The organism is Nocardia sp. NPDC051052, from assembly GCF_044456045.1.
Classification (GTDB): Bacteria; Actinomycetota; Actinomycetes; order Mycobacteriales; family Mycobacteriaceae; genus Nocardia.
Genome location: NZ_JBITFL010000002.1, coordinates 576,689 through 595,649, shown reverse-complemented (window position 1 = coordinate 595,649; position 18,961 = coordinate 576,689). Strand labels below are relative to the sequence as shown.

Below are 18,961 nucleotides of genomic sequence, written 5' to 3'. Positions count from 1 at the left end.
AGCCCGGCCGATTACCCTCTATCGGGTGGCGATATCCAAGGTCGAGCGGCTGATGAATCTGGTCATCGCGCTGCTGTCGACCCGGCAGTTCCTGACCGCGGAGCGGATCCGGGACAGCGTCGCCGGATACGAGGATTCGGCCAGCGACGAGGCGTTCAGCCGAATGTTCGAGCGGGACAAGAATGAGCTGCGTGACCTGGGCATACCCCTGGAGATCGGGCCGGTCGGCCGGTACTCGCCGGTGGAGGGCTATCGGATCAATCGGGACGCCTACGAGCTGCCCGAGATCGATCTGACCGATCAGGAGGCCGCCGCGGTCGCGGTGGCCGTGCAGATGTGGGAGTCGCCGGAACTGGCCGCCGCCGCCGACGGCGCGCTGCTCAAACTGCGCGCCGCGGGCATTCACGTGGAGACCGACGCCGCCGTGGCCTCGGTACCCGCGGTGCCCGCGCGGACCCGCGGCTCGGAGCCGGTGCTCGGCAAGCTGCTCGCCGCGATCGACGCGGGCCAAGCGGTGCGGTTCGAACATCGCGGCGCGATCAATGCCCCCTATCTGATGCGTGACGTGGAGCCGTGGGGCGTGGTGACCAGGCATGGCCGCTGGTATCTGGTCGGGCACGACCGGGCGCGGGATGCGGTTCGCAGCTTCCGGTTGTCCAGGATCGGCGACGACGTGACCGCCTACGGGCCGGAAAACGCCGTCAGCAAACCGGACGGTATCGACCTGCGCAAGATCGTCGACACGGTCACCAGCTCGGCGCCGGTCAGCGGCACAGCGACGGTGTGGGTGGCCGACGGACGCGGGCGAGAGCTGCGCCGGATCGGCCAGGTGACCGGCGAACGCACCATCGGCGGCCGGGTCGGCGCCGTGATCGAGCTGCCGGTGCGCTCCCGCGACTGGATCGCCCGCCTGATCACCGGCCTCGGCCCGGACGCGGTCGTGCTCGCGCCGGAGGAACTGCGCACGGATGTGGTTGCCCGCCTGCGCTCGGTCTTCGATCGCACGGAGGTCACGGCGTGAGGGAGCGTAGCGAGCGAACCATGGACGCAGCGTCGGAACTTACGCCGGAACCGAGCGTCAGCGAGGTGCAGGCGTGAGTTCTCGGCTCTCCGTTCGTCTTTCGCGACTGCTGAACATGATTCCGTACTTCATCGCGCACCCGGGCATCAGCGCCGCGGAGGCTGCCGCCGATCTCGGCGTCACCACCAAACAGCTGATGAGCGACCTGAACCAGCTGTGGATGTGCGGCCTGCCCGGCTACGGCCCCGGCGACCTGATCGACCTGTCGTTCTCCGAGGAGAGCATCGAGGTCACCTTCTCCGCGGGCATCGACCGTCCGCTGCGCCTGACCTCCACCGAGGCGACCGCGCTGCTGGTGGCGTTGCGCTCGATCGTGGACATGCCGGGCATGGTCGACCCGACCGCGGCGCACGCGGCCATCGCGAAGATCGAGTCGGCCATCGTCGGCGGCTCCGGCACCGAACAACTCGACGGCCATCGCATCCCGCCCACCGAGGCCCCCGCCGTCGCCACGGTGCGTTCGGCGCTGGCCAGGCAACGTGCGTTGCGCCTGGTCTACTACTCGGCTAGCCGCGATGTGGTCACCGAACGGGTCGTCGATCCGATTCGGATTGTCTTGGTGGACAACAACAGTTACCTACAGGCCTGGTGCAGGCAGGCCGAGGGCGTCCGCCTGTTCCGGTTCGACCGGATCGAGGCCGCCACCGAACTCGACGAACCGGCCAGGCCACCGAGCCACGCCACCGAGGAGTCCGCGGCCCTCGACCTGTTCCAGGACGATCCCGCGGTTCCGTTGGCGCGCTTACGCATTCACGGCGACTACGCCTGGGTGCTCGATCAGTACCCGATGCATCGGGTCGCGGTGAACGCGGACGGCAGCCTGGAGGCGACCATGCGGTTCGCCACCCTCGACTGGATGGCGCGCCTGCTACTCGGCTTCGGTTCGAGCGTCACGGTTCTCGGCCCGCCGGAATTGGTCGCCGCGGTGCGCGAGCGTTCCAACGCCGCACTGGCCGCCTACGCGGAGACCGGATTCGAGGCCGCCGGGTGACGAGCCGGGTCATGGTGATCGGTGCGGGCAGCATCGGCCTTTTCGTCGGCGGCAAACTGGCCGTGGCGGGAGCCGACGTCACGTTCGTCGGCAGGCGGCGGATGCTCGACGAGATCACCGCGTCCGGTCTCCGGCTCACCGACCTCGACGGCGGCGACGACTCGCTGCTCACCGGTAGATTCCACGCGGCCACCGAGCCGGACGACATCGGCTCGGCCGATCTGGTGCTCGTCGCGGTGAAATCGGCGGCGACCGCGGACGCGGTGCGTGAGCTCACCGGCAAGATCAGACCGGGCACGGTGGTGCTGAGCCTGCAGAACGGCATCGGCAACGACACCGTGATCAGGGAGATCCTGCCCAACTGCGTGGTGCTGGCGGGCATGGTGATGTTCAACGTGGTGCATCACGAGGGCGGCCGGTTCCATCGCGGCACCCAGGGCGCCCTCGCCGTGCAGGACGATCCGGGGCTCACCCCGTTCCTCGGCGTTTTCGAGCAGGCCGGGCTCGCGCTGCGCCGCTACCCCGACCTGCGGCCCGTGCAGTGGGCCAAACTGCTGCTGAATCTGAACAATCCGCTCAACGCCCTGTCCGGCCGGCCGCTGCGCGAGCAACTCGCCGACCGCAACTATCGCCGCTGCTTGTCGCTGACCCAGCGGGAGGCTCTCGCGGTGATGAACAAAGCGCGAATCCACCCCGCCCGTCTCACGCCACTGCCGCCCGCGTTGATGGCTAGGCTGTTGACCGTCCCCGACAGCATTTTCCGGCGCGTTTTCGGCCGGGTGCTCGCCGTAGACCCGATGGCCCGCTCGTCGATGGCGGACGATCTGGCACTCGGCCGGAAAACCGAAATCTCTTGGCTCTGTGGCGAAATCGTCGGTCTCGGTGCGATGGTCGGGCTGCCGACGCCGGTGAATCAGCGGCTGATCGAACTGATTGTCGCGGCGGAGCAGGGCGACCGGCGCACCTGGACCGGTGCGGAATTGTACGAACAACTGCGGGCCGCGCACGCGAGCGTCCGTTGAGAGAGTCATCACGGCTCGGCTGAACGCCGGGCCAAGGCGGCTGGAGGGTGCGTTCTCGCACGTCACCCTCCGGTAGCATCGGAACCATCACCAGTCTTGGGAGGTAATAATCATGGGCAGTCTGAGCATCTGGCACTGGCTGATCATTGCGGTCGTTTTCGTGATGTTCTTCGGTGCCAAGCGGATGCCCGACGCGGCCCGCAGCCTGGGTCGGTCGCTGCGCATCTTCAAGAGCGAGGTCAGTCAGATGCAGAACGAGGGCAAGGAGTCCGACCACGCGTCGGCCGCTCCGGTACAGCAGCCCGCGCAGCAACTGCCTGCCGCGCAGCCGGTGACCCCGTCGGTCACCCAGCAGCCCCAGCCGCAGGCCGAGCCGAAGACGCTCTGAGCGCGGTGTTCGTCCCCGGGGTGAGTAAGAACTCACTCCGGGCATAGTGCTGTTGCCTCGCGCATCAGCACTCGCAAGCGCTTCCCCGTAGCCGAGCTTCCAACCCAGGGGCACTCACCAGCCATGCGAATCCCGTTCGATCCCCGGCAGAGCAAGCGCCGGACCAATCCCGACGGCACCATGTCGTTGGTCGAGCATCTGCAGGAACTGCGCTATCGGTTGCTGGTCTCGATCGCCGCGGTCATCGTCACCACCGTGCTGGGCTTCATCTGGTATGGGTACGGGTTTCTCGGCGTCGAGAGCCTCGGCGATATCCTGCGCGGGCCCTACTGTTCGCTGCCGGACTCGTCGCGCGCCGCGATCAGCCCGGACGGCTCGTGCAAGCTGCTGGCAACCGCGCCGTTCGAGCAGTTCACCCTGCGCTTGAAGGTCGGTATGACCGCGGGCATCGTGCTCGCCGCGCCGGTGTGGCTCTACCAGTTGTGGGCGTTCATCACACCCGGGCTGTACGCGAAGGAACGCAAGTACGCGGTCGGGTTCGTGTCGGCGGGCAGCGTGCTGTTCGCGACGGGCGCCGCGCTGGCGTATGTCGTTGTCGCTCATGCGTTGAGCTTCCTGCTCTCGATCGGCAACAACGTCCAGATCACCGCGCTCAGCGGGTCGCAATACTTCGGCTTCATCATTCAGCTGCTGGTCATCTTCGGCGTGAGCTTCGAAACCCCGCTGCTGATCATCGGATTGAACCTCATCGGGGTGCTCACCTACGCGCGGCTCAAGGCGTGGCGGCGCGGAATCACGTTCGGCCTCTTCGTCTTCGCGGCCATCGTGACCCCGCAGGACCCGTTCTCCATGCTCGCGTTGGCGATCGCGCTGACGGTGCTTTTCGAGGTCGCGATCCAGTTCTCCCGGTTGAACGACATCCGCAGGGCCCGCAGGGAAGAGGAGAGCCTGGCCGCGCTGGCCGACGAAGAGGCGTCCTCGATCAGCGGTCCCGACCCGATCAACCCGGCCGACTCGCTGGTGACACCCCCGGATAAAACCGGACGCTCGATGTCGGACTACTCCGATACCCTCTGACGGTGACACATCACCGGTCGCATACAGGCGAGCTAGCGAAGTTTTCCACCGAGCTGAAGTTCAGCCTCGATCCTTTTCAGCGCACCGCCTGTGCGGCACTCGAAGACGGGCACAGCGTCCTGGTATGCGCGCCGACCGGTGCGGGTAAGACCGTCGTCGGCGAGTTCGCCGTGCATCTCGCGCTCGCCGCGGGCGGAAAGTGCTTCTACACCACGCCCATCAAGGCGTTGTCCAACCAGAAGTTCGCCGACCTGACCGAGCGTTACGGGCGCGACAGCGTCGGCCTGCTCACCGGTGATCAGTCGATCAACCCCGGTGCGCCGGTGGTCGTGATGACCACCGAGGTGCTGCGCAACATGCTGTACGCGTCCTCGGACGCGTTGCACGGACTGTCGTTCGTGGTGATGGACGAGGTGCACTACCTCGCCGACCGGTTCCGCGGCGCGGTGTGGGAAGAAGTGATCCTGCACCTGCCGCCGGACGTGAAGCTGGTCAGCCTGTCGGCGACCGTCAGCAACGCCGAGGAGTTCGGCGCCTGGATGGAGACCGTGCGCGGCGACACCGCGGTGGTGGTGGACGAGACGAGGCCGGTGCCGCTGTGGCAGCACGTGATGGTCGGGCGGCGGATGTTCGACCTGTTCGACACCGATTCCACCGATCAGAAGGTGCTGGTCGACGAGGACCTGGTGCGGTTCATCCGGCAGCGTGAGGCCGCCGATCGGGCGAACAGCTGGGATCGGCCTCGGCAAGGGCGCGGTGGTCCGCGGCGTGACTTCCGGCCGTTGCCGCGCCCCGAGGTGCTGGCCAAGCTGGACGAAGAGGGCCTGCTGCCCGCGATCACGTTCATCTTCAGTCGCGCGGGGTGCGACGGTGCGCTGGCTCAATGCCTGCGCGCACGGCTGGATTTGAGCCGCGACGGCGACCGGGAACAGGTCGACGCCATCATCGAGAAGCACACCGGCGATCTGCCGAAGGCCGATCTGGAGGTGCTCGGCTACTGGGAGTGGCGCGAGGCGGTGCATCGCGGGCTGGCCGCGCACCACGCGGGCATGCTGCCGGCGTTCCGGCACACCGTCGAGGAACTGTTCGTCAAGGGCCTGGTGCGGGCCGTATTCGCCACGGAGACACTGGCTCTCGGCATCAACATGCCCGCGCGCACGGTGGTGCTGGAGCGGCTGGTCAAGTACAACGGTGAGTCGCACGCCGAGCTCACCCCCGGCGAATACACCCAGCTGACCGGTCGTGCCGGCCGTCGTGGCATCGACGTCGAGGGGCACGCGGTGGTGCTGTGGCAGCCGGAGGTCGACACCAGTGCGGTCGCCGGTCTGGCCTCCACCAGGACCTATCCGCTGCGCAGTTCGTTCAAGCCCGGCTACAACATGTCGATCAACCTGATCGACCGGATGGGTTCCGCCGAATCGCGGCAGCTGCTGGAGCGGTCGTTCGCGCAGTTCCAGGCGGACCGCTCGGTGGTCGGGCTGGTGCGTGGCATCGAACGCAACGAGTCGCAGCTGCGGAAGCTGCGCGGTCAGCTCGGCGGCACCGATGGTGACTTCCTGGAATACATTTCGCTGCGCGAGCGGATCAAGCAGCGGGAACGGCAGATCGAACAGCAGGGCCGGTCCGACCGTCGCGGCGTGGCCGTTGCCGCGCTGACCGCGTTGCGCCGCGGTGACGTGGTGGCCATTCCGTCCGGGCGGCGGGCCGGTCTCGCGGTCATTCTGGAACCCGACGCGACGCCGGGGGATCCGCGGCCGTTGGTGCTCACCGAGGACAAGTGGGCCGGGCGGGTCTCGGTGGCGGACTTCCCGGTGCCCGCAGAGGCATTGGGGCACATGCGGTTGCCGCGTCGGGTCGACCACCGGACCGCACAGGCCCGGCGCGATCTGGCTTCGGCGTTGCGCAGCACCGGGATTTCCGCGCCGGGCCGACCGCGCCGCGGCAAGCGGGCTTCCGCGGCCGACGATCGGGAATTGTCGACATTGCGTCGTAGTCTGCGTTCCCATCCGGCGCATACCCGCGCCGATCGAGAGCAGATGTCGCGCATCGGCGAGCGCTACAACCGGCTGGCCCGGGAAACCGAGGCCATGCGCCAGAAGGTTGCCGCCACCACGAACTCGCTGGCCCGCACCTTTGATCGGATCGTCGGGCTGCTGGAAGAGCGCGGGTTCGTGCACGAGTCCGAGGTGACCGCCGATGGGCGTCGACTCGCCCGGATCTACTCCGAGAGCGACCTGCTGGTCGCCGAATGCCTGCGGCAGGGGTTGTGGCGTGGGCTCGGACCGGCCGAATTGGCCGGTGTCGTCTCGATTCTCGTGTTCGAATCCCGCCAGGACGGTGGCTATCTCGGCGTCACGGGTCCGACGGAGCCGATCCGGCGGGCCATCGGCGAGACCATCAGGGTGTGGAGCGAGCTGCGGTCCGACGAGTCGCGGCACAAGCTGCCGCCGACCAGGGAACCGGATCTGGGTTTCGTCACCGGCGTGCACAAATGGGCGCGCGGCGACGGGTTGGCCGAGTCGTTGCTCGCCAGCGGCGACCAGGCCGCGCCGCTGTCCGCGGGCGATTTCGTGCGCTGGTGCAGGCAGGTGATCGACCTGCTCGATCAGATTCACGGTAGTGCCGACGATCCGGAGGTCGCGTCGACCGCCGCGAAGGCGGTGCGAGCGATCCGGCGGGGTGTCGTCGCGGTGGACGCCGCGTAGCGGATTCGATTGTGATTTGATTTCTTTCGCGTACCGACCGTGGCGGAGGACTCGCATAAGCGAGCGCAGCGAGCGAATCAAAGATGCGGCCCGCTCGCATGCCGGAGCCGAGCGTTAGCGAGGTGAAGGCATGCGTGCGACCGTTCCCACGCGGGGGGCTACCGTGTGTACAACGATGCGAGTGGAGGCAACCAGATGAGCGGCCCGTTTGGACCCAGCGAACCCGGGGAGGGACGCAACGATCCCACCCAGCAGTGGGGTGGACAGCAGGCACCCGGGACGGGATCGGCCCCCCAGTGGGGTCAGCCGCAGACGCCTGCCTCGGCACAGCCGACCCAGCAGTGGGGTGATCAGCCGCCGCAGCAACCGTGGGCGCCGCAACCCCAGCAGCCCGCCCAGCCGCAGTGGGGTCAGCAGCCTGCTCCGCAGTGGGGCCAGCCCGGGCAGCCGAGTCAGCCGCAGTGGGGTCAGGCCCAGCCGCAGGATTGGCAGCAGGGTCAGCCGCAGCCGCAGTGGGGTCAGCAGCCCAACCCGCAGTGGGGCCAGCAGCAGCAGCCCCCGCAGTCGGGCGGTAAGGGGAAAGGCCTGGTCATCGGCCTGGTCGTGCTCGGTGTCGTCGTCATCGGCGCCATCGTCGCCCTCGTCCTCGTGCTGACCTCCAAGGACAAGCTGGACCAGTCCGCCGTCCAAGACGGCGTCAAGAAGGTCCTCACCGACTCCTACGGCATCCAAGACGTAGCCGACGTCTCCTGCCCCTCCGGCCAGGAAGTCAAGGTCGACGCCACCTTCGACTGCAACCTCAAGGTCAGCGGCGAAGCCAAAAAGGTGACCATCAAGATCACCAAGGAAGACGGCACCTACGAGGTCGGCCGCCCCAACTAGGTCCCGATCACTCGATCTCCGCGGTCGGCCCACATTGTGGGCCGACCGTTGGCGTTTCCCCGCCGACAGCGCCGTGTCGAGAGTGGTTGCGGCGGTTGTTGTTGGGAGCTCAGGTATTCGAGATCGGGCATTCAGGGGTGCGGGTGGCGAGGGCTTTGATGAGGCGGGTGATCGGGCTTTCGGCGTTGTAGGCGGTGGCCAGTTCGCGGAGGCGGTCGGGATCGGCGGGGGTGGTGGGGAGGGTGTCGGGGCGGGAGAATTCGACTTCGGCGTCGCAGACGACGCGGACGACGGGGGCCGCTGCCTTCAAATAGTCTTCTGCCGCACGGAGTTTGGCGCGGATGCCCTGGGCGAGGTCGGCTTCGGGGTCCTCGACCGCGGCGACCAGCGTTTCCAGCGAACCGAATCGGGAGATCAGCAGCGACGCGGACTTCTCGCCGATGCCGGCGACGCCGGGCAGGCCGTCGGAGGCGTCGCCGCGCAGAGTGGCGAGATCCGCGTAGGCGCGGCCCGCGTTCTCCAGCGGCACACCGTATTTGGTGGACACCTCGGCGGGGCCGAACAGCTCGGCCTTGGCAAGTCCGCGTCCCGCGTAGAGCACCCGCACCGGCGGTTTCGGTGTGTCGCGGACGAGCTGCAGCAGGTCGCGGTCGCCGCTGACGACCACCACATCGTCGCTGGTCTCGCGGGTGGCCAGGGTGCCGAGCACGTCGTCGGCTTCCAGTCCCGCCGCGCCGCCGGTCGCGATTCCGGCGGCGGCGAGCACCTCGAGGATCATGTCGACCTGCGGGGTCAACGTGTCCGGCACCGTTTCGGCGCCGGGACCCGCGTCGGCGGACGTATCGAGTCGGTGCGCCTTGTACGACGGCACCAGTTCGACGCGGAACGTCGGCCGCCAATTCAAGTCCAGGCACACCACCAACCGGCTCGGCGCATGCTTGGTGATCAGCGACGCGACCATATCGGTGAACCCGCGCACCGCATTGACCGACCGCCCGTCCGGCGCGGTGATCTTCTCGGGAATCGCGTGAAAGGCACGGAACCACAGGCTCGCCCCGTCCAGGAGCAACAGCGGTCCACCGGAAGTCGCAGCAGAAGTCACGCGCTGAGGCTACCTCCCACCCCCGACAAACCCGTGGTGATCCGGCCTCGATATGCGAGCCATGCGCTCGATAGACCGGGGGCGTGACCTGACGGGCTTCTCGGCTACCTGCCCATCGCCGACCCCGGTGATGATGATCGACTCGGCGCCATTGCCACCGAACCGAAGCCTCGACCGTGCCGCGCCATCCGCCGCGTAGTTCGCCTCCTCATCTACGCCAGCGAACCGGCATCCCCAGTCGAACCGATCGCATCCCCACTCGCCAGGTTCCGTCTTCGCGGAGCCGGTTCTCCCTGCACATATCTTTCAACCGGTCGAGGGCTGTGTGAAGCATCGAGCGGGTGTGCGAAGACGGTGCGGATCGGCGAAGGGAGCGGGGGAGCTCGGGTTCGCCTGAGGGGGTCGGACAGGTAACGTCGGATGAATGAGCTCGCATACGGATTCCAGGTTCGCGGCGGACGTTTACGGTAAGCGGTTGGAGCGGGCGGTGGAGCTGATGCGGGCCGCCCATCAGGACGCTTTGCTGATCACGCCGGGCCCGGATCTTCGGTACCTGATCGGGTCGGCCGCCGAGTCGTTCGAACGGCTGACCTGCCTGGTGATCCCCGCCGATGGCGCGACCCCCTCGGTGGTGATTCCAAAACTGGAACTGGCCTCGCTGGAAGGATCCGCGGCCGGTGAACTCGGCCTGCAGGTCCTGGACTGGGTCGACGGCATCGATCCGTACGGCATCGTGAAGTCCGCGCTGCACGCAGGCTCGCGTGTTGCCGTCGCCGACGCCATGCCCGCGCTGCACCTGATCCCGCTGGCCAAGTCGTTCACCGGCCTGCCCGCCTCCGCCACGCCGGTGCTGCGCGAACTGCGCATGATCAAGGACGCCGCGGAGATCGACGCACTGCGTCGCGCGGGTGCCGCCATCGACCGCGTGCACGCGCGAATGGGTGAATTCCTGCAGGTCGGTCGCACCGAGGCCGAGGTCGGCGCGGATATTGCCGCCGCCATCGTCGAGGAGGGGCACACCGAGGCCGCGTTCGTCATCGTCGGCAGCGGCCCGCACGGCGCCGACCCGCACCACCACGACTCGGAGCGTCGCATCGAGTCCGGCGACGTCGTCGTCATCGACATCGGCGGCCCGGTCGACCCCGGCTACTACTCCGACTCGACCCGCACCTACGTTCTGGGTGAACCCCACCCGAAGATCGCGGCCAGCTTCGCCGCCCTGGAACGCGCCCAGGCGGCCTCGGTTGCGGCCGTCCGCCCCGGCGTCACCGCCGAATCCGTCGACGCCGCCGCCCGAAACCCGTTGATCGAGGCCGGTTTCGGTCCCGCCTTCGTGCACCGCACCGGCCATGGCATCGGCCTCTCGGTCCACGAGGAGCCCTACATCGTCGAAGGCAATGACCTGATCCTGCAGCAGGGCATGGCCTTCAGCATCGAACCGGGCATCTACTTCCGCGGTGAGTGGGGCGCGCGCATCGAAGACATCGTCGTGGTCACCGAAGATGGCTGCGAGTCCATGAACCAGCGTCCCCACGGACTGACCGTCTTGTAACGACCTCGCGTCCGGAACGCGCTCGCTCTGGCGGTTCAGAGCGAGCGCGTCCTGGCGCCCGCACGACGTCGAAAGCTACCGCAGGTCTGCGGGCGGGGCGACCAGTGTGGAGCTGGACAGGACACGTTGGACTTCGATCGCGATAACCACCCGGGTCGGGTTTTCGCGAGGGACGCGATAGCGGCCCGCGTAGCGGGTTTCCGCTTCGGCGACGGCGTCGGCGGCCTCCAACACGACCGCCGGCCCCTCGAGGGTGAGCCAGCGGCGACCCTCGACCTGGCTCACGGCCGCATAACCGCCCCGCCGCACATTGCGCACCTTCGCCGACCCACCGTCAGTGATCACCCTGGCGATCCCGGCCTCCGGGTCCCAGGTGAATCCGACCGCGACGACATGCGGTGTTCCGTTGCCGCGCAACGTAGTCAACGTCGCGAGGTGCCGTTCGGTGACGAATTCGAGCGCTGCGGGGGAAAGCTCCACGGTCTGGGTCGGCATCCCCCGACCGTAGCGGCAGGCCCGCGGGCACTCCGCAGGGGCTTGGTCGGTGGGGTGCAGAGGGTGGGCGGGGGTGGAATGACAGACTTAGCGCATGGGATTGCGAGGGATTGCGGAGGGGACGGTGCTGCTGCTCGGTGGGCGCAGCGAGATCGGGCTCGAGGTGGCGCGGCGGCTGGCGCCGGGGCAGGTGGTCATCCTCGCGGCGCGGCGCAGTGCTGACCTAGCGGAGCAGACAGCGGCACTCACCGATGGAGGGGCGGCGGCCGTGCACTGCGTGGAGTTCGATGCCGACGACACGGCGAACCATCCCGCGTTCTTCGAGAAGATCGCGGCCGAGTACGGGCAGATCGGGGTTGCGGTACTCGCGTTCGGCGTGCTCGGCGATCAGGCGCGCGCCGAACAGGATCCGGCGCATGCGCTCGCCGTGGTGCACACCGACTACGTCGCCCAGGTCAGCGTGCTCACCACGCTCGCGAATCTGCTTCGCGCGCAAGGTGAAGGGCAGCTGGTCGTGTTCAGCTCCGTGGCAGGCGTGCGAGTCCGCCGCGCCAACTACGTGTACGGCTCGGCGAAGGCGGGCCTCGACGGTTTCGCCAGCGGGCTCGCGGATGCGTTGTACGGCACCGGCGTTCACCTACTGCTGGTGCGCACCGGCTTCGTCATCGGCCGAATGACCCAGGGCATGGACCCGGCCCCCTTCTCCAGCACCCCGGACCAGGTAGCCGCCGCCGTGGTGAAGGGTCTGCACAAGCGTGCGGGAGTTGTCTGGACACCCGGCATTCTGCGTCCCGTCTTCTTCGGCATGCGTCTACTGCCTCAAACGATCTGGCGTCGGATGCCGCGGTGAGCGGTCGGCAGGGCGACTCGATTCGGGCGGCAACGCGACGTGATTGCGCGATGGATCTCGCGCCCCGAGCTGCTACCTGCGGAGTGCGCGCGGACGCCCGTAGAGCCGTCGGCCGCATTGACGTCCAGAGCACGGTATCGGGCGGTCGGCGCCTGCTGTCGCAAACTCGCGTTCGATTGACGAACCGACCGCCATCAGGCAGCAGCGGACGCACGTCGGCATTGCGTGTCGATGGTGCGGCAATGACCGATTCGCGGGCGGCCCAGTATTGGGAGCCAGGCGTGGTGTCGAATGTGGTTGGTGTCGAAGCGGGTTCGATGACCGCCAGGGTGTCCTGCGGTTGTGGGGTAGGGGCATCGCATGGCGCCGGTGCGGCAATGACCGATGCGCGGGCAGCCCTTTGTCGCGATTCGACTGTCGTGCCGAATGTGGTTGGTGTTGAAGGTTTGATGGACAGCGAGGCGATGGGCGGGTGCGACGTGGCGGCCGATTGCCTTGTGCTGCTGGGTGAACGCGGATGACGGCCATGTGGTCGGGGCCGCCGGTTGTGGTGGCGGGGATCGGGGCCGATGGGTGGGACGGGCTGGGGCGAGCGGCGCGGGAGGCTATTGCCTCCGCTGATGTGGTTTTCGGGTCGGCGCGGCAGCTTGCTCTTGTGCCCGAACGGGATTCGGTGGGGGAGCGGGTGGTGTGGCCGTCGCCGTTGGTGCCTGCGTTGCCTGGGTTGTTCGAGCGATATGCCGGGGCGCGGGTGTGTGTGCTGGCCAGTGGGGATCCGATGTTTTATGGGATCGGGGTGACGTTGGCGCGGTTGTTGGGGGCGGCGGCGCTTCGGGTGCTGCCGCAGCCGTCGTCGGCGTCGCTGGCGTGTGCGCGGTTGGGGTGGGGGCTGGCGGAGACGCCGGTGGTGAGTGTGGTGGGGCGGGCGTTGGAGACGGTGCTTCCGGAGTTGATCGATGGGCGGCGGGTGCTGGTGCTCAGTGCTGATGAGCACACGCCGGGACAGCTGGCGGAGTTGTTGGAGCGCAATGGGTTCGGTGACTCATTGTTGACGGTGCTGGAGCAGCTGGGCGGTTCGGCGGAGCGACTCGAAGCGGGGATCGCGACGCAATGGCAGCGGCCCGCTGGGGATCCACTCAACATTGTCGCGATCGAATGCGCCGCAGACCTGAAGCATGTTCGAGCGACTCGCTCGCCAGGCCTGCCCGACGAACTGTTCAGCGGCGACGGACAACTCACCAAAAACGAGGTGCGCGCTTTGACGCTGGCCGCCCTGGCGCCTGCACCCGGAGAACTCTTGTGGGACGTCGGCGGCGGTTCGGGCAGCATCGCGATCGAATGGTGCCGCACGCATCCCAGCTGTCGCGCACTCACTTTCGAACAACTCGACCATCGGCGACGTCAGATCGCCGACAACGCGGCCGCCCTGGGTGTCCCGCACATCGCCGTACACGGCGAAGTACTCACCGAATTGACCAGTCCCGCCGAATTCCCCTCTCCGGACGCCATTTTCATCGGCGGCGGACTCACGCACGATGGCCTGTTCGAGACATGCTGGTCCCAGCTGCGACAGGGCGGCAGGCTCGTCGCGAACGCGGTGACCGCGGAATCCGAATCGCTCCTGCTCAGCTGGGCGGCCGGACATGGCGGTACGTTGCGGAAGTTTCAGATCTACCGCGCGGAGCCGCTGGGAACTTTCACGACGTGGCGCCCGCAGCTGCCCGTGACGCAATGGTCAGTTGTGAAACTGCACAATGCATGACCGCAAAATGAGGTCCACGAATAGAACGAGTTCACCCCGGCGGGTAGGGTCGGGGCCGAGTTCCGGTCATGATCGGAAATCCGGTTCCTGATGGGGAGATAGATGAAATACGAGAAATTCGCCGCCACCGCACTTTTGGCCATCGCCGCCACCGGCGTCAGCGCGGGCACCGCGTATGCCGCGCCCGCACCCGCGCCGCCCGCGGTGCAGGATCAGGCCGCCGCCGCGCCGACCGTCAAGGGTCAGGACCAGGGCGTCAGCTACGCACTGCAGCTGGCCGACGCGGGCAAGTCCGTGGTCACCAGCGTAACCGGCGGTGCGTTCAGCCTGGCCACCGACAAGCAGTCGGTCACCCTGACGAATGCCGCGGGCGCGACCGTCGCCAGCATTCCGCTCACCCAGACCGCCAAGGGCGAGCAGGTGGAGATCGCCGCGGCCATCGCCGATGACGCCACCCGGCTGACGCTGACCCCGAAGGTCGCGCCGACCGCGAACGCGCCGGTCGCCGCCGAGTTCATCGGCGCCCAGGACTGGTTCTTCGCCGAACTGCAGCGCGCCTCGCTCGGCGCACTCGTCGGCGGCTTGATCGGTGCCGCCATCGGAATCCTGTTCTTCGGTGTCGGGATCCTGCCCGGTGCCGTGCTCGGCGCGATCATCGGCCTTGCCGTCGCAGGCGGGCCGTCGCTGCTGAACGCGGGCATCGCCTACTTCAGCGGCCAGCCCTGAAAACCCTGATTCTGGGCGGTACCCGGGAAGGCCGGGACCTGGCCGCCATCGCTTCCGGCGAGCAAGGATTCGACATCGTTTCCTCGCTCGCCGGTCGCGTTCGTGACCCCCTGTTGCCGGTCGGTGCGGTCCGCGTCGGCGGCTTCGGCGGGGTCGACGGCCTGCGGGAGTGGTTGGTGGCCAACGAGATCGAGGCCGTGGTCGACGCCACCCATCCGTTCGCGGGCATCATCAGCGCGCATGTCGCCGCGGCGGCGGCGGATCTGCCGCTAGTCCATCTCCGGCGCCCCAGCTGGTCTGAACAGCCCGGTGACCAGTGGATTCGAGTACCTGACCTCGCCGCCGCCGCGAAGACCGTTGCTGCGCAGGGCAATCGCGTGTTCCTGACCATCGGCCGTCAGGGCGTCGGCGCTTTCGCCGGACTGACCCGTCCCTGGTTTCTGATCCGTGCCATCGACCCACCCGAGGTCGAACTCCCGCCGCAGCACGAATTGCTGCTCGCCCGTGGGCCTTTCACGGTCGCCGACGAATCCCGGCTGCTGGCGGACCGGCGCATCGATCTGCTCGTCACCAAGGACAGCGGCGGCGACCAGACCGACGCCAAGCTGACCGCCGCTCGTTCGGCGGGGCTGCCGGTCGTCATGGTCGACCGGCCACCGCTGCCCGAGGGTGCTGTAGTGATGGAAAGTGTGGCGCAGGTCTGGGATTGGCTTCGGTCAGCCGCCGAGTAGTCCGGGTAGCCGGTCGAACCAATCGAGCACCGCGCGTTCGTATCCGATGCCGAAATCCAGCGTCGCGCGGGCGAAGGCGGGCATGCAGGAGGGGTCCTCGTCGAGGTACTTGGTGAGCCGCTCCTGATGAATTTCCTTGTTGGCAGCGATGATTCGATCGAGATGCGGTCGATCGAGATGGTCGCCGAAAGACAGCGTCAAGAGCAGTGGGAAGCGGATGTTTTCGCCGCCGGGGTCGCGGGCGATCCACTCCAGGAAGGCTTCCCGTCCCGCGTCGGTGATCAGATAGGGGGTGCGCTCGCGAGCGCCTGGCGCGCCCTTTTCCACCAGGCCCGCGGCGTCCATCGTGCCGAGTTCCCGGTAGACCTGGCTTTGCGTGATCGTCCAGAAGTCGCCGATGCGTTCTTGGGCCTTGGCCACCAGATCCCAGCCCGACATGGGCCCTTCGTGCAGAAATCCGAGCAGCGACGCGGCCGTGGAGTTCAACGGCTTGCGGCTGGTCGCGGTCTTCGTCAACCGACTGCTCCCTTCGCTATCAACCTTCCATAGTGGAATGTTATACGAACGTACGCCGGATGGGCCGCGTGACCTACTTACCGGCCAGCTGATCGAGACGGGCCAGCACCAGCGCCATGCCCTCTGCCAACCGCGCTTGCCCGAGGCGCAGTTCGACGAGGTCCTCCTCGATTTTCCCGGTGCGCTCCTCGATCCGGTCGATGCCGTCGAGCGCCTTCCTGGTGAGAGCCGCGAGTTCGCCGAGGACGTCACCTTGCTCATCGAGTGCCTGTTCGCCGGCGGTGGCTCGGGCCTCGAGGGCTCGGGCGCGCAGTGTCAGCTCCGACAGTGTCGCGGCCAAGATCCCTCCAATCGTCAGTGCGTCAGGCGATCTTACGCGCCGGGCGAGGCCGCGTCGCCTGTGCGTGCGTAGCGACGCGAGGTGTAAACGCGGACCCCCTGGTCGGTATCCACGGCCGCGGTGGTGGACGCGCCGATGATCAGCAGGGTGCGCATGTCGACGTCGGCCGGATCGAGTTCGCCGAGCGGTACCACGCGCACCGACTCCGTCGGCCCGCCCACATCGCGGCCGAGCACCACGGGCGTGTCGGGCTTGCGATGCGCCAGCAGCAGGTCACGCATGGCGCCGACCTGCCAGGTGCGCTGCGACGAGGCGGGGTTGTAGACGGCGATCGCCATATCGGCGGCGGCCACGGCGGAAAGACGTTGGGCCACAACCTCCCACGGCTTGAGGCGATCGGAGAGGGAGATCATCGCGTAGTCGTGGCCGAGCGGTGCGCCGACCCGGCTGGCCACCGCGTTGGCCGCGGTGAGGCCCGGCAGCACCCGCACCGGCACGTCGCGCCACTGGGGATCGGCGGCCTCCTCCAGCACCGCCGCCGCCATCGCGAACACCCCGGGATCGCCCGACGACACCACCGCGACCCGTGCGCCACGCCTGGCCAGGTCCAACGCCATGGCGGCGCGCTCCGACTCGACGCGATTGTCGCTGGCATGCCTGCGCTGGCCAGGGCGTGACGGCACTCGGTTCAGGTAGGTGGTGTAGCCGACGAGATCCGTTGCGTCGGCGAGTGCTTCGTGTACCTCGGTGGTCGTCCACTCGGGTGCGCCGGGGCCGAGGCCGACGACGACAACCTGACCCGGCTGGTCACTGGGCTGCGGGGTGGCTTTGTCGGCGAAATGGTTTGCGGCCGAGCTTGGTTCGTACACGTTCGCGGACACGGTGGCATGCGAGGCTGCCCGCTCTGCGGAGGTGTTCTGCTGACCGGCCGGTGCGCGCGAGCTGATCGTCGCCGCTGAGTTACGCCGCTGCACGGCGGAACCATCTTCCGCTGCAAGAGGATTCGCCGGGTCGGCGGCCTGCGGCGGCGGGTTCGTCGATTCGGCCTGCCGCGCTGCGGATTCGGCGCGGGGAAGGGGAGTGGTCGGGGTCGGGCCGGGAACAAGGGTGATGGAGAAGTACGGGACATCCTCGTCGGCGACATCGGCGGCACGCAGCACGCGCTGACGGGTGCTGCTTGCGCGTTCGACGTAGTACGCATCGGCGAGGCGACCAGAATCCGAAAGAGCTTGGCGCACACCGGGATAGGTGCGGCCAAGTTTCATGATGGCGGCGGCCTCGGTGTCGCGGAGCCGCCTGGTGAGCTCGTCGACCGGCATCGTTCCGGGCAGGATGGTCAGCACCTGCTCGCCCTCGACCAGCGGGGTGCCGAGCGCCGCCGACGCCGCACTCACCGAGGTGATGCCCGGAATGATCTCGGCCTCGAATCGATCCGCCAGCCGTCGGTGCATGTGCATGTAGGAGCTGTAGAACAGCGGGTCACCGGCGGCCAGCAGTGCGACCGACCGCCCCGCCGCCAAATGCCCCGCCAGTCGCTGCGCCGCCTGCTCGTAGAACTCATCGATCGCACCCTGATAGCCACCGGGATGGTCGGTGGTCTCGGTGGTCACTGGATAGACGAGATGCTCCTCCAGTTGCCCAAGCCGCATATACGGCGCGGCAATGCCTTTGGAGATGCTCCGCCCGTGCCGCGCGCTGTGGAACGCGATCACATCGGCCTCGGCGATGACCCGCGCGGCCTTCACCGTGACCAGCTCCGGATCGCCGGGACCGAGCCCGACGCCCCACAACTTGCCTGGCGCCGTTCGTGATTCGGTTCTCGCCGCAGAAATGTCCGTGGCCCGCGCATCGTGCCTCGTGCTCGGCTCGCCGTCGAGCTGCCTGCCATCCACGTTGTCCGCATTGGTACGCGCCGAGCCGTCGATGGGTGTGCCGTCCGTCATTCCTGTTCGCTCGCAATCGCATTCAGTGCGGAGGCGGTGATGGCGCTGCCGCCGCGTCGGCCGCGGACGGTCAGGAACTCGATGCCGCCGAAATCGGCCAGCGCGTCCTTGGATTCCGCGGCACCGATGAAGCCGACCGGAATGCCGAGGATGGCGGCGGGTCGCGGTGCGCCCGCGTCGAGCATGTCGAGCAGGTGGAACAGCGCGGTCGGCGCGTTCCCGATGGCGACCACCGCACCATCGAGGTGATCGCGCCACAGCTCGAGCGCCGCCGCTGACCGCGTATTGCCCAGGCCCGCAGCGAGTTCCGGCACTCGCGCATCGGCGAGCGTGCAGATCACCGCGTTGTCGGCGGGCAACCGCTTACGCGTCACACCGGAGGCAACCATGTTCGCGTCACACAGAATCGGCGCCCCCGCCCGCAACGCCGCCCGCGCCGAAGCCACCACGCCCGGCGAAAACGCCACGTCCCCCGCCAAATCCACCTGACCGCACCCATGGATCATCCGCACCACCACCTGCGCCACATCCGGCGGAAACCCGCTGAGGTCCGCCTCGGCGCGGATCATCGCAAACGAGCGCCGATAGATCTCGGCCCCGTCGGTGAGGTAGCTGGCACGCACGTCGGACATGCGCTCCACCCTAAGAGGTGCGTGCTAGGCCAGGTCGGTGCGGGTAGCTGGGACAACATGCGCGGCTCATCGGCAGCGCGCGAGCGGTGGAGCTCGGCGCCGACGTTCGGTCGGGTCGGCGAGTGGGGCGACGGTGTCGTCGATTGCTGCGGACGACCCGCTCGCC

19 protein-coding genes are annotated in these 18,961 nt (G+C 68.0%); 13 read left to right on the top strand and 6 right to left on the bottom strand.

Annotated elements, in window-relative coordinates; translation table 11 throughout:
* The first annotated feature begins 25 nt into the window (after positions 1-25).
* The 7 genes from ACIBCN_RS07800 (at position 26) to ACIBCN_RS07770 (ending at position 8,146) form a co-directional block, all read left to right on the top strand.
* Positions 26-1,021 carry a helix-turn-helix transcriptional regulator gene (locus ACIBCN_RS07800; protein WP_396990723.1) on the top strand — a complete coding sequence of 332 codons (996 nt, stop codon included), beginning with the start codon at positions 26-28 and terminating at the stop codon, positions 1,019-1,021.
* Between the two features lie 73 nt (positions 1,022-1,094).
* Entirely contained in the window at positions 1,095-2,072 is a 978-nt protein-coding gene (locus ACIBCN_RS07795; RefSeq protein WP_396990722.1) for a helix-turn-helix transcriptional regulator, read from the top strand.
* Positions 2,069-3,094: a 2-dehydropantoate 2-reductase gene (locus tag ACIBCN_RS07790; RefSeq protein WP_396990721.1), complete on the top strand. Its 1,026-nt coding sequence runs from the start codon at positions 2,069-2,071 to the stop codon at positions 3,092-3,094. The genes ACIBCN_RS07795 and ACIBCN_RS07790 overlap by 4 nt, the downstream gene beginning before the upstream one ends.
* 112 nt (positions 3,095-3,206) lie before the next feature.
* The gene (tatA, locus tag ACIBCN_RS07785; RefSeq protein ID WP_396990720.1) at positions 3,207-3,482 is read left to right on the top strand and encodes a Sec-independent protein translocase subunit TatA; all 276 of its coding nucleotides are present in this window, start codon (positions 3,207-3,209) and stop codon (positions 3,480-3,482) included.
* Between the two features lie 123 nt (positions 3,483-3,605).
* Complete coding sequence (tatC, locus tag ACIBCN_RS07780) at positions 3,606-4,559, top strand: twin-arginine translocase subunit TatC (protein ID WP_396990719.1); 954 nt, start codon at positions 3,606-3,608, stop codon at positions 4,557-4,559.
* Positions 4,560-4,561: 2 nt separating this feature from the next.
* Positions 4,562-7,264, top strand: a complete 2,703-nt coding sequence (locus ACIBCN_RS07775; RefSeq protein ID WP_396990718.1) for a DEAD/DEAH box helicase — start codon at positions 4,562-4,564, stop codon at positions 7,262-7,264.
* 195 nt (positions 7,265-7,459) lie between these two features.
* Entirely contained in the window at positions 7,460-8,146 is a 687-nt protein-coding gene (locus tag ACIBCN_RS07770; protein ID WP_396990717.1) for a DUF4333 domain-containing protein, read from the top strand.
* 109 nt (positions 8,147-8,255) lie between these two features.
* On the opposite strand, the gene ACIBCN_RS07765 is transcribed toward ACIBCN_RS07770, so the two are convergent.
* Entirely contained in the window at positions 8,256-9,248 is a 993-nt protein-coding gene (locus tag ACIBCN_RS07765) for a 5'-3' exonuclease H3TH domain-containing protein (RefSeq protein WP_396990716.1), read from the bottom strand.
* Between the two features lie 424 nt (positions 9,249-9,672).
* On the opposite strand from ACIBCN_RS07765, the gene ACIBCN_RS07760 reads away from it, so the two are divergent.
* Positions 9,673-10,800: a M24 family metallopeptidase gene (locus ACIBCN_RS07760; RefSeq protein ID WP_396990715.1), complete on the top strand. Its 1,128-nt coding sequence runs from the start codon at positions 9,673-9,675 to the stop codon at positions 10,798-10,800.
* 75 nt (positions 10,801-10,875) lie between these two features.
* Here ACIBCN_RS07760 and ACIBCN_RS07755 read toward each other — a convergent pair whose 3' ends face one another.
* Positions 10,876-11,295: a TIGR03618 family F420-dependent PPOX class oxidoreductase gene (locus tag ACIBCN_RS07755; RefSeq protein WP_396990714.1), complete on the bottom strand. Its 420-nt coding sequence runs from the start codon at positions 11,293-11,295 to the stop codon at positions 10,876-10,878.
* Between the two features lie 94 nt (positions 11,296-11,389).
* On the opposite strand from ACIBCN_RS07755, the gene ACIBCN_RS07750 reads away from it, so the two are divergent.
* The 5 genes from ACIBCN_RS07750 to ACIBCN_RS07730 all read left to right on the top strand — a co-directional run bounded on the left by ACIBCN_RS07750 (position 11,390) and on the right by ACIBCN_RS07730 (position 15,364).
* Entirely contained in the window at positions 11,390-12,145 is a 756-nt protein-coding gene (locus ACIBCN_RS07750; protein WP_396990713.1) for an SDR family NAD(P)-dependent oxidoreductase, read from the top strand.
* A 242-nt stretch (positions 12,146-12,387) separates the two neighbouring features.
* Positions 12,388-12,666 (top strand): hypothetical protein, encoded by a 279-nt coding sequence (locus tag ACIBCN_RS07745; protein ID WP_396990712.1) that lies wholly within the window; start codon positions 12,388-12,390, stop codon positions 12,664-12,666.
* Positions 12,663-13,907 carry a precorrin-6y C5,15-methyltransferase (decarboxylating) subunit CbiE gene (gene cbiE / locus ACIBCN_RS07740; RefSeq protein WP_396990711.1) on the top strand — a complete coding sequence of 415 codons (1,245 nt, stop codon included), beginning with the start codon at positions 12,663-12,665 and terminating at the stop codon, positions 13,905-13,907. The genes ACIBCN_RS07745 and cbiE overlap by 4 nt, the downstream gene beginning before the upstream one ends.
* Positions 13,908-14,009: 102 nt before the next feature.
* Complete coding sequence (locus tag ACIBCN_RS07735; protein ID WP_396990710.1) at positions 14,010-14,633, top strand: DUF6861 domain-containing protein; 624 nt, start codon at positions 14,010-14,012, stop codon at positions 14,631-14,633.
* Positions 14,630-15,364 carry a cobalt-precorrin-6A reductase gene (locus ACIBCN_RS07730; RefSeq protein ID WP_396991160.1) on the top strand — a complete coding sequence of 245 codons (735 nt, stop codon included), beginning with the start codon at positions 14,630-14,632 and terminating at the stop codon, positions 15,362-15,364. The genes ACIBCN_RS07735 and ACIBCN_RS07730 overlap by 4 nt, the downstream gene beginning before the upstream one ends.
* On the opposite strand, the gene ACIBCN_RS07725 is transcribed toward ACIBCN_RS07730, so the two are convergent.
* From ACIBCN_RS07725 to ACIBCN_RS07710, 4 genes are all read right to left on the bottom strand, one after another.
* Positions 15,350-15,880 carry a PadR family transcriptional regulator gene (locus ACIBCN_RS07725; RefSeq protein ID WP_396990709.1) on the bottom strand — a complete coding sequence of 177 codons (531 nt, stop codon included), beginning with the start codon at positions 15,878-15,880 and terminating at the stop codon, positions 15,350-15,352. The genes ACIBCN_RS07730 and ACIBCN_RS07725 overlap by 15 nt on opposite strands.
* 73 nt (positions 15,881-15,953) lie before the next feature.
* Entirely contained in the window at positions 15,954-16,220 is a 267-nt protein-coding gene (locus ACIBCN_RS07720) for a hypothetical protein (RefSeq protein ID WP_396990708.1), read from the bottom strand.
* A 32-nt stretch (positions 16,221-16,252) separates the two neighbouring features.
* The gene (locus tag ACIBCN_RS07715) at positions 16,253-18,163 is read right to left on the bottom strand and encodes a precorrin-2 C(20)-methyltransferase (RefSeq protein ID WP_396990707.1); all 1,911 of its coding nucleotides are present in this window, start codon (positions 18,161-18,163) and stop codon (positions 16,253-16,255) included.
* A complete protein-coding gene (locus ACIBCN_RS07710) occupies positions 18,160-18,795 on the bottom strand; it encodes a precorrin-8X methylmutase (RefSeq protein WP_396990706.1) in 636 nt (211 codons plus the stop codon). The genes ACIBCN_RS07715 and ACIBCN_RS07710 overlap by 4 nt, the downstream gene beginning before the upstream one ends.
* Positions 18,796-18,961 lie beyond the last annotated feature (166 nt).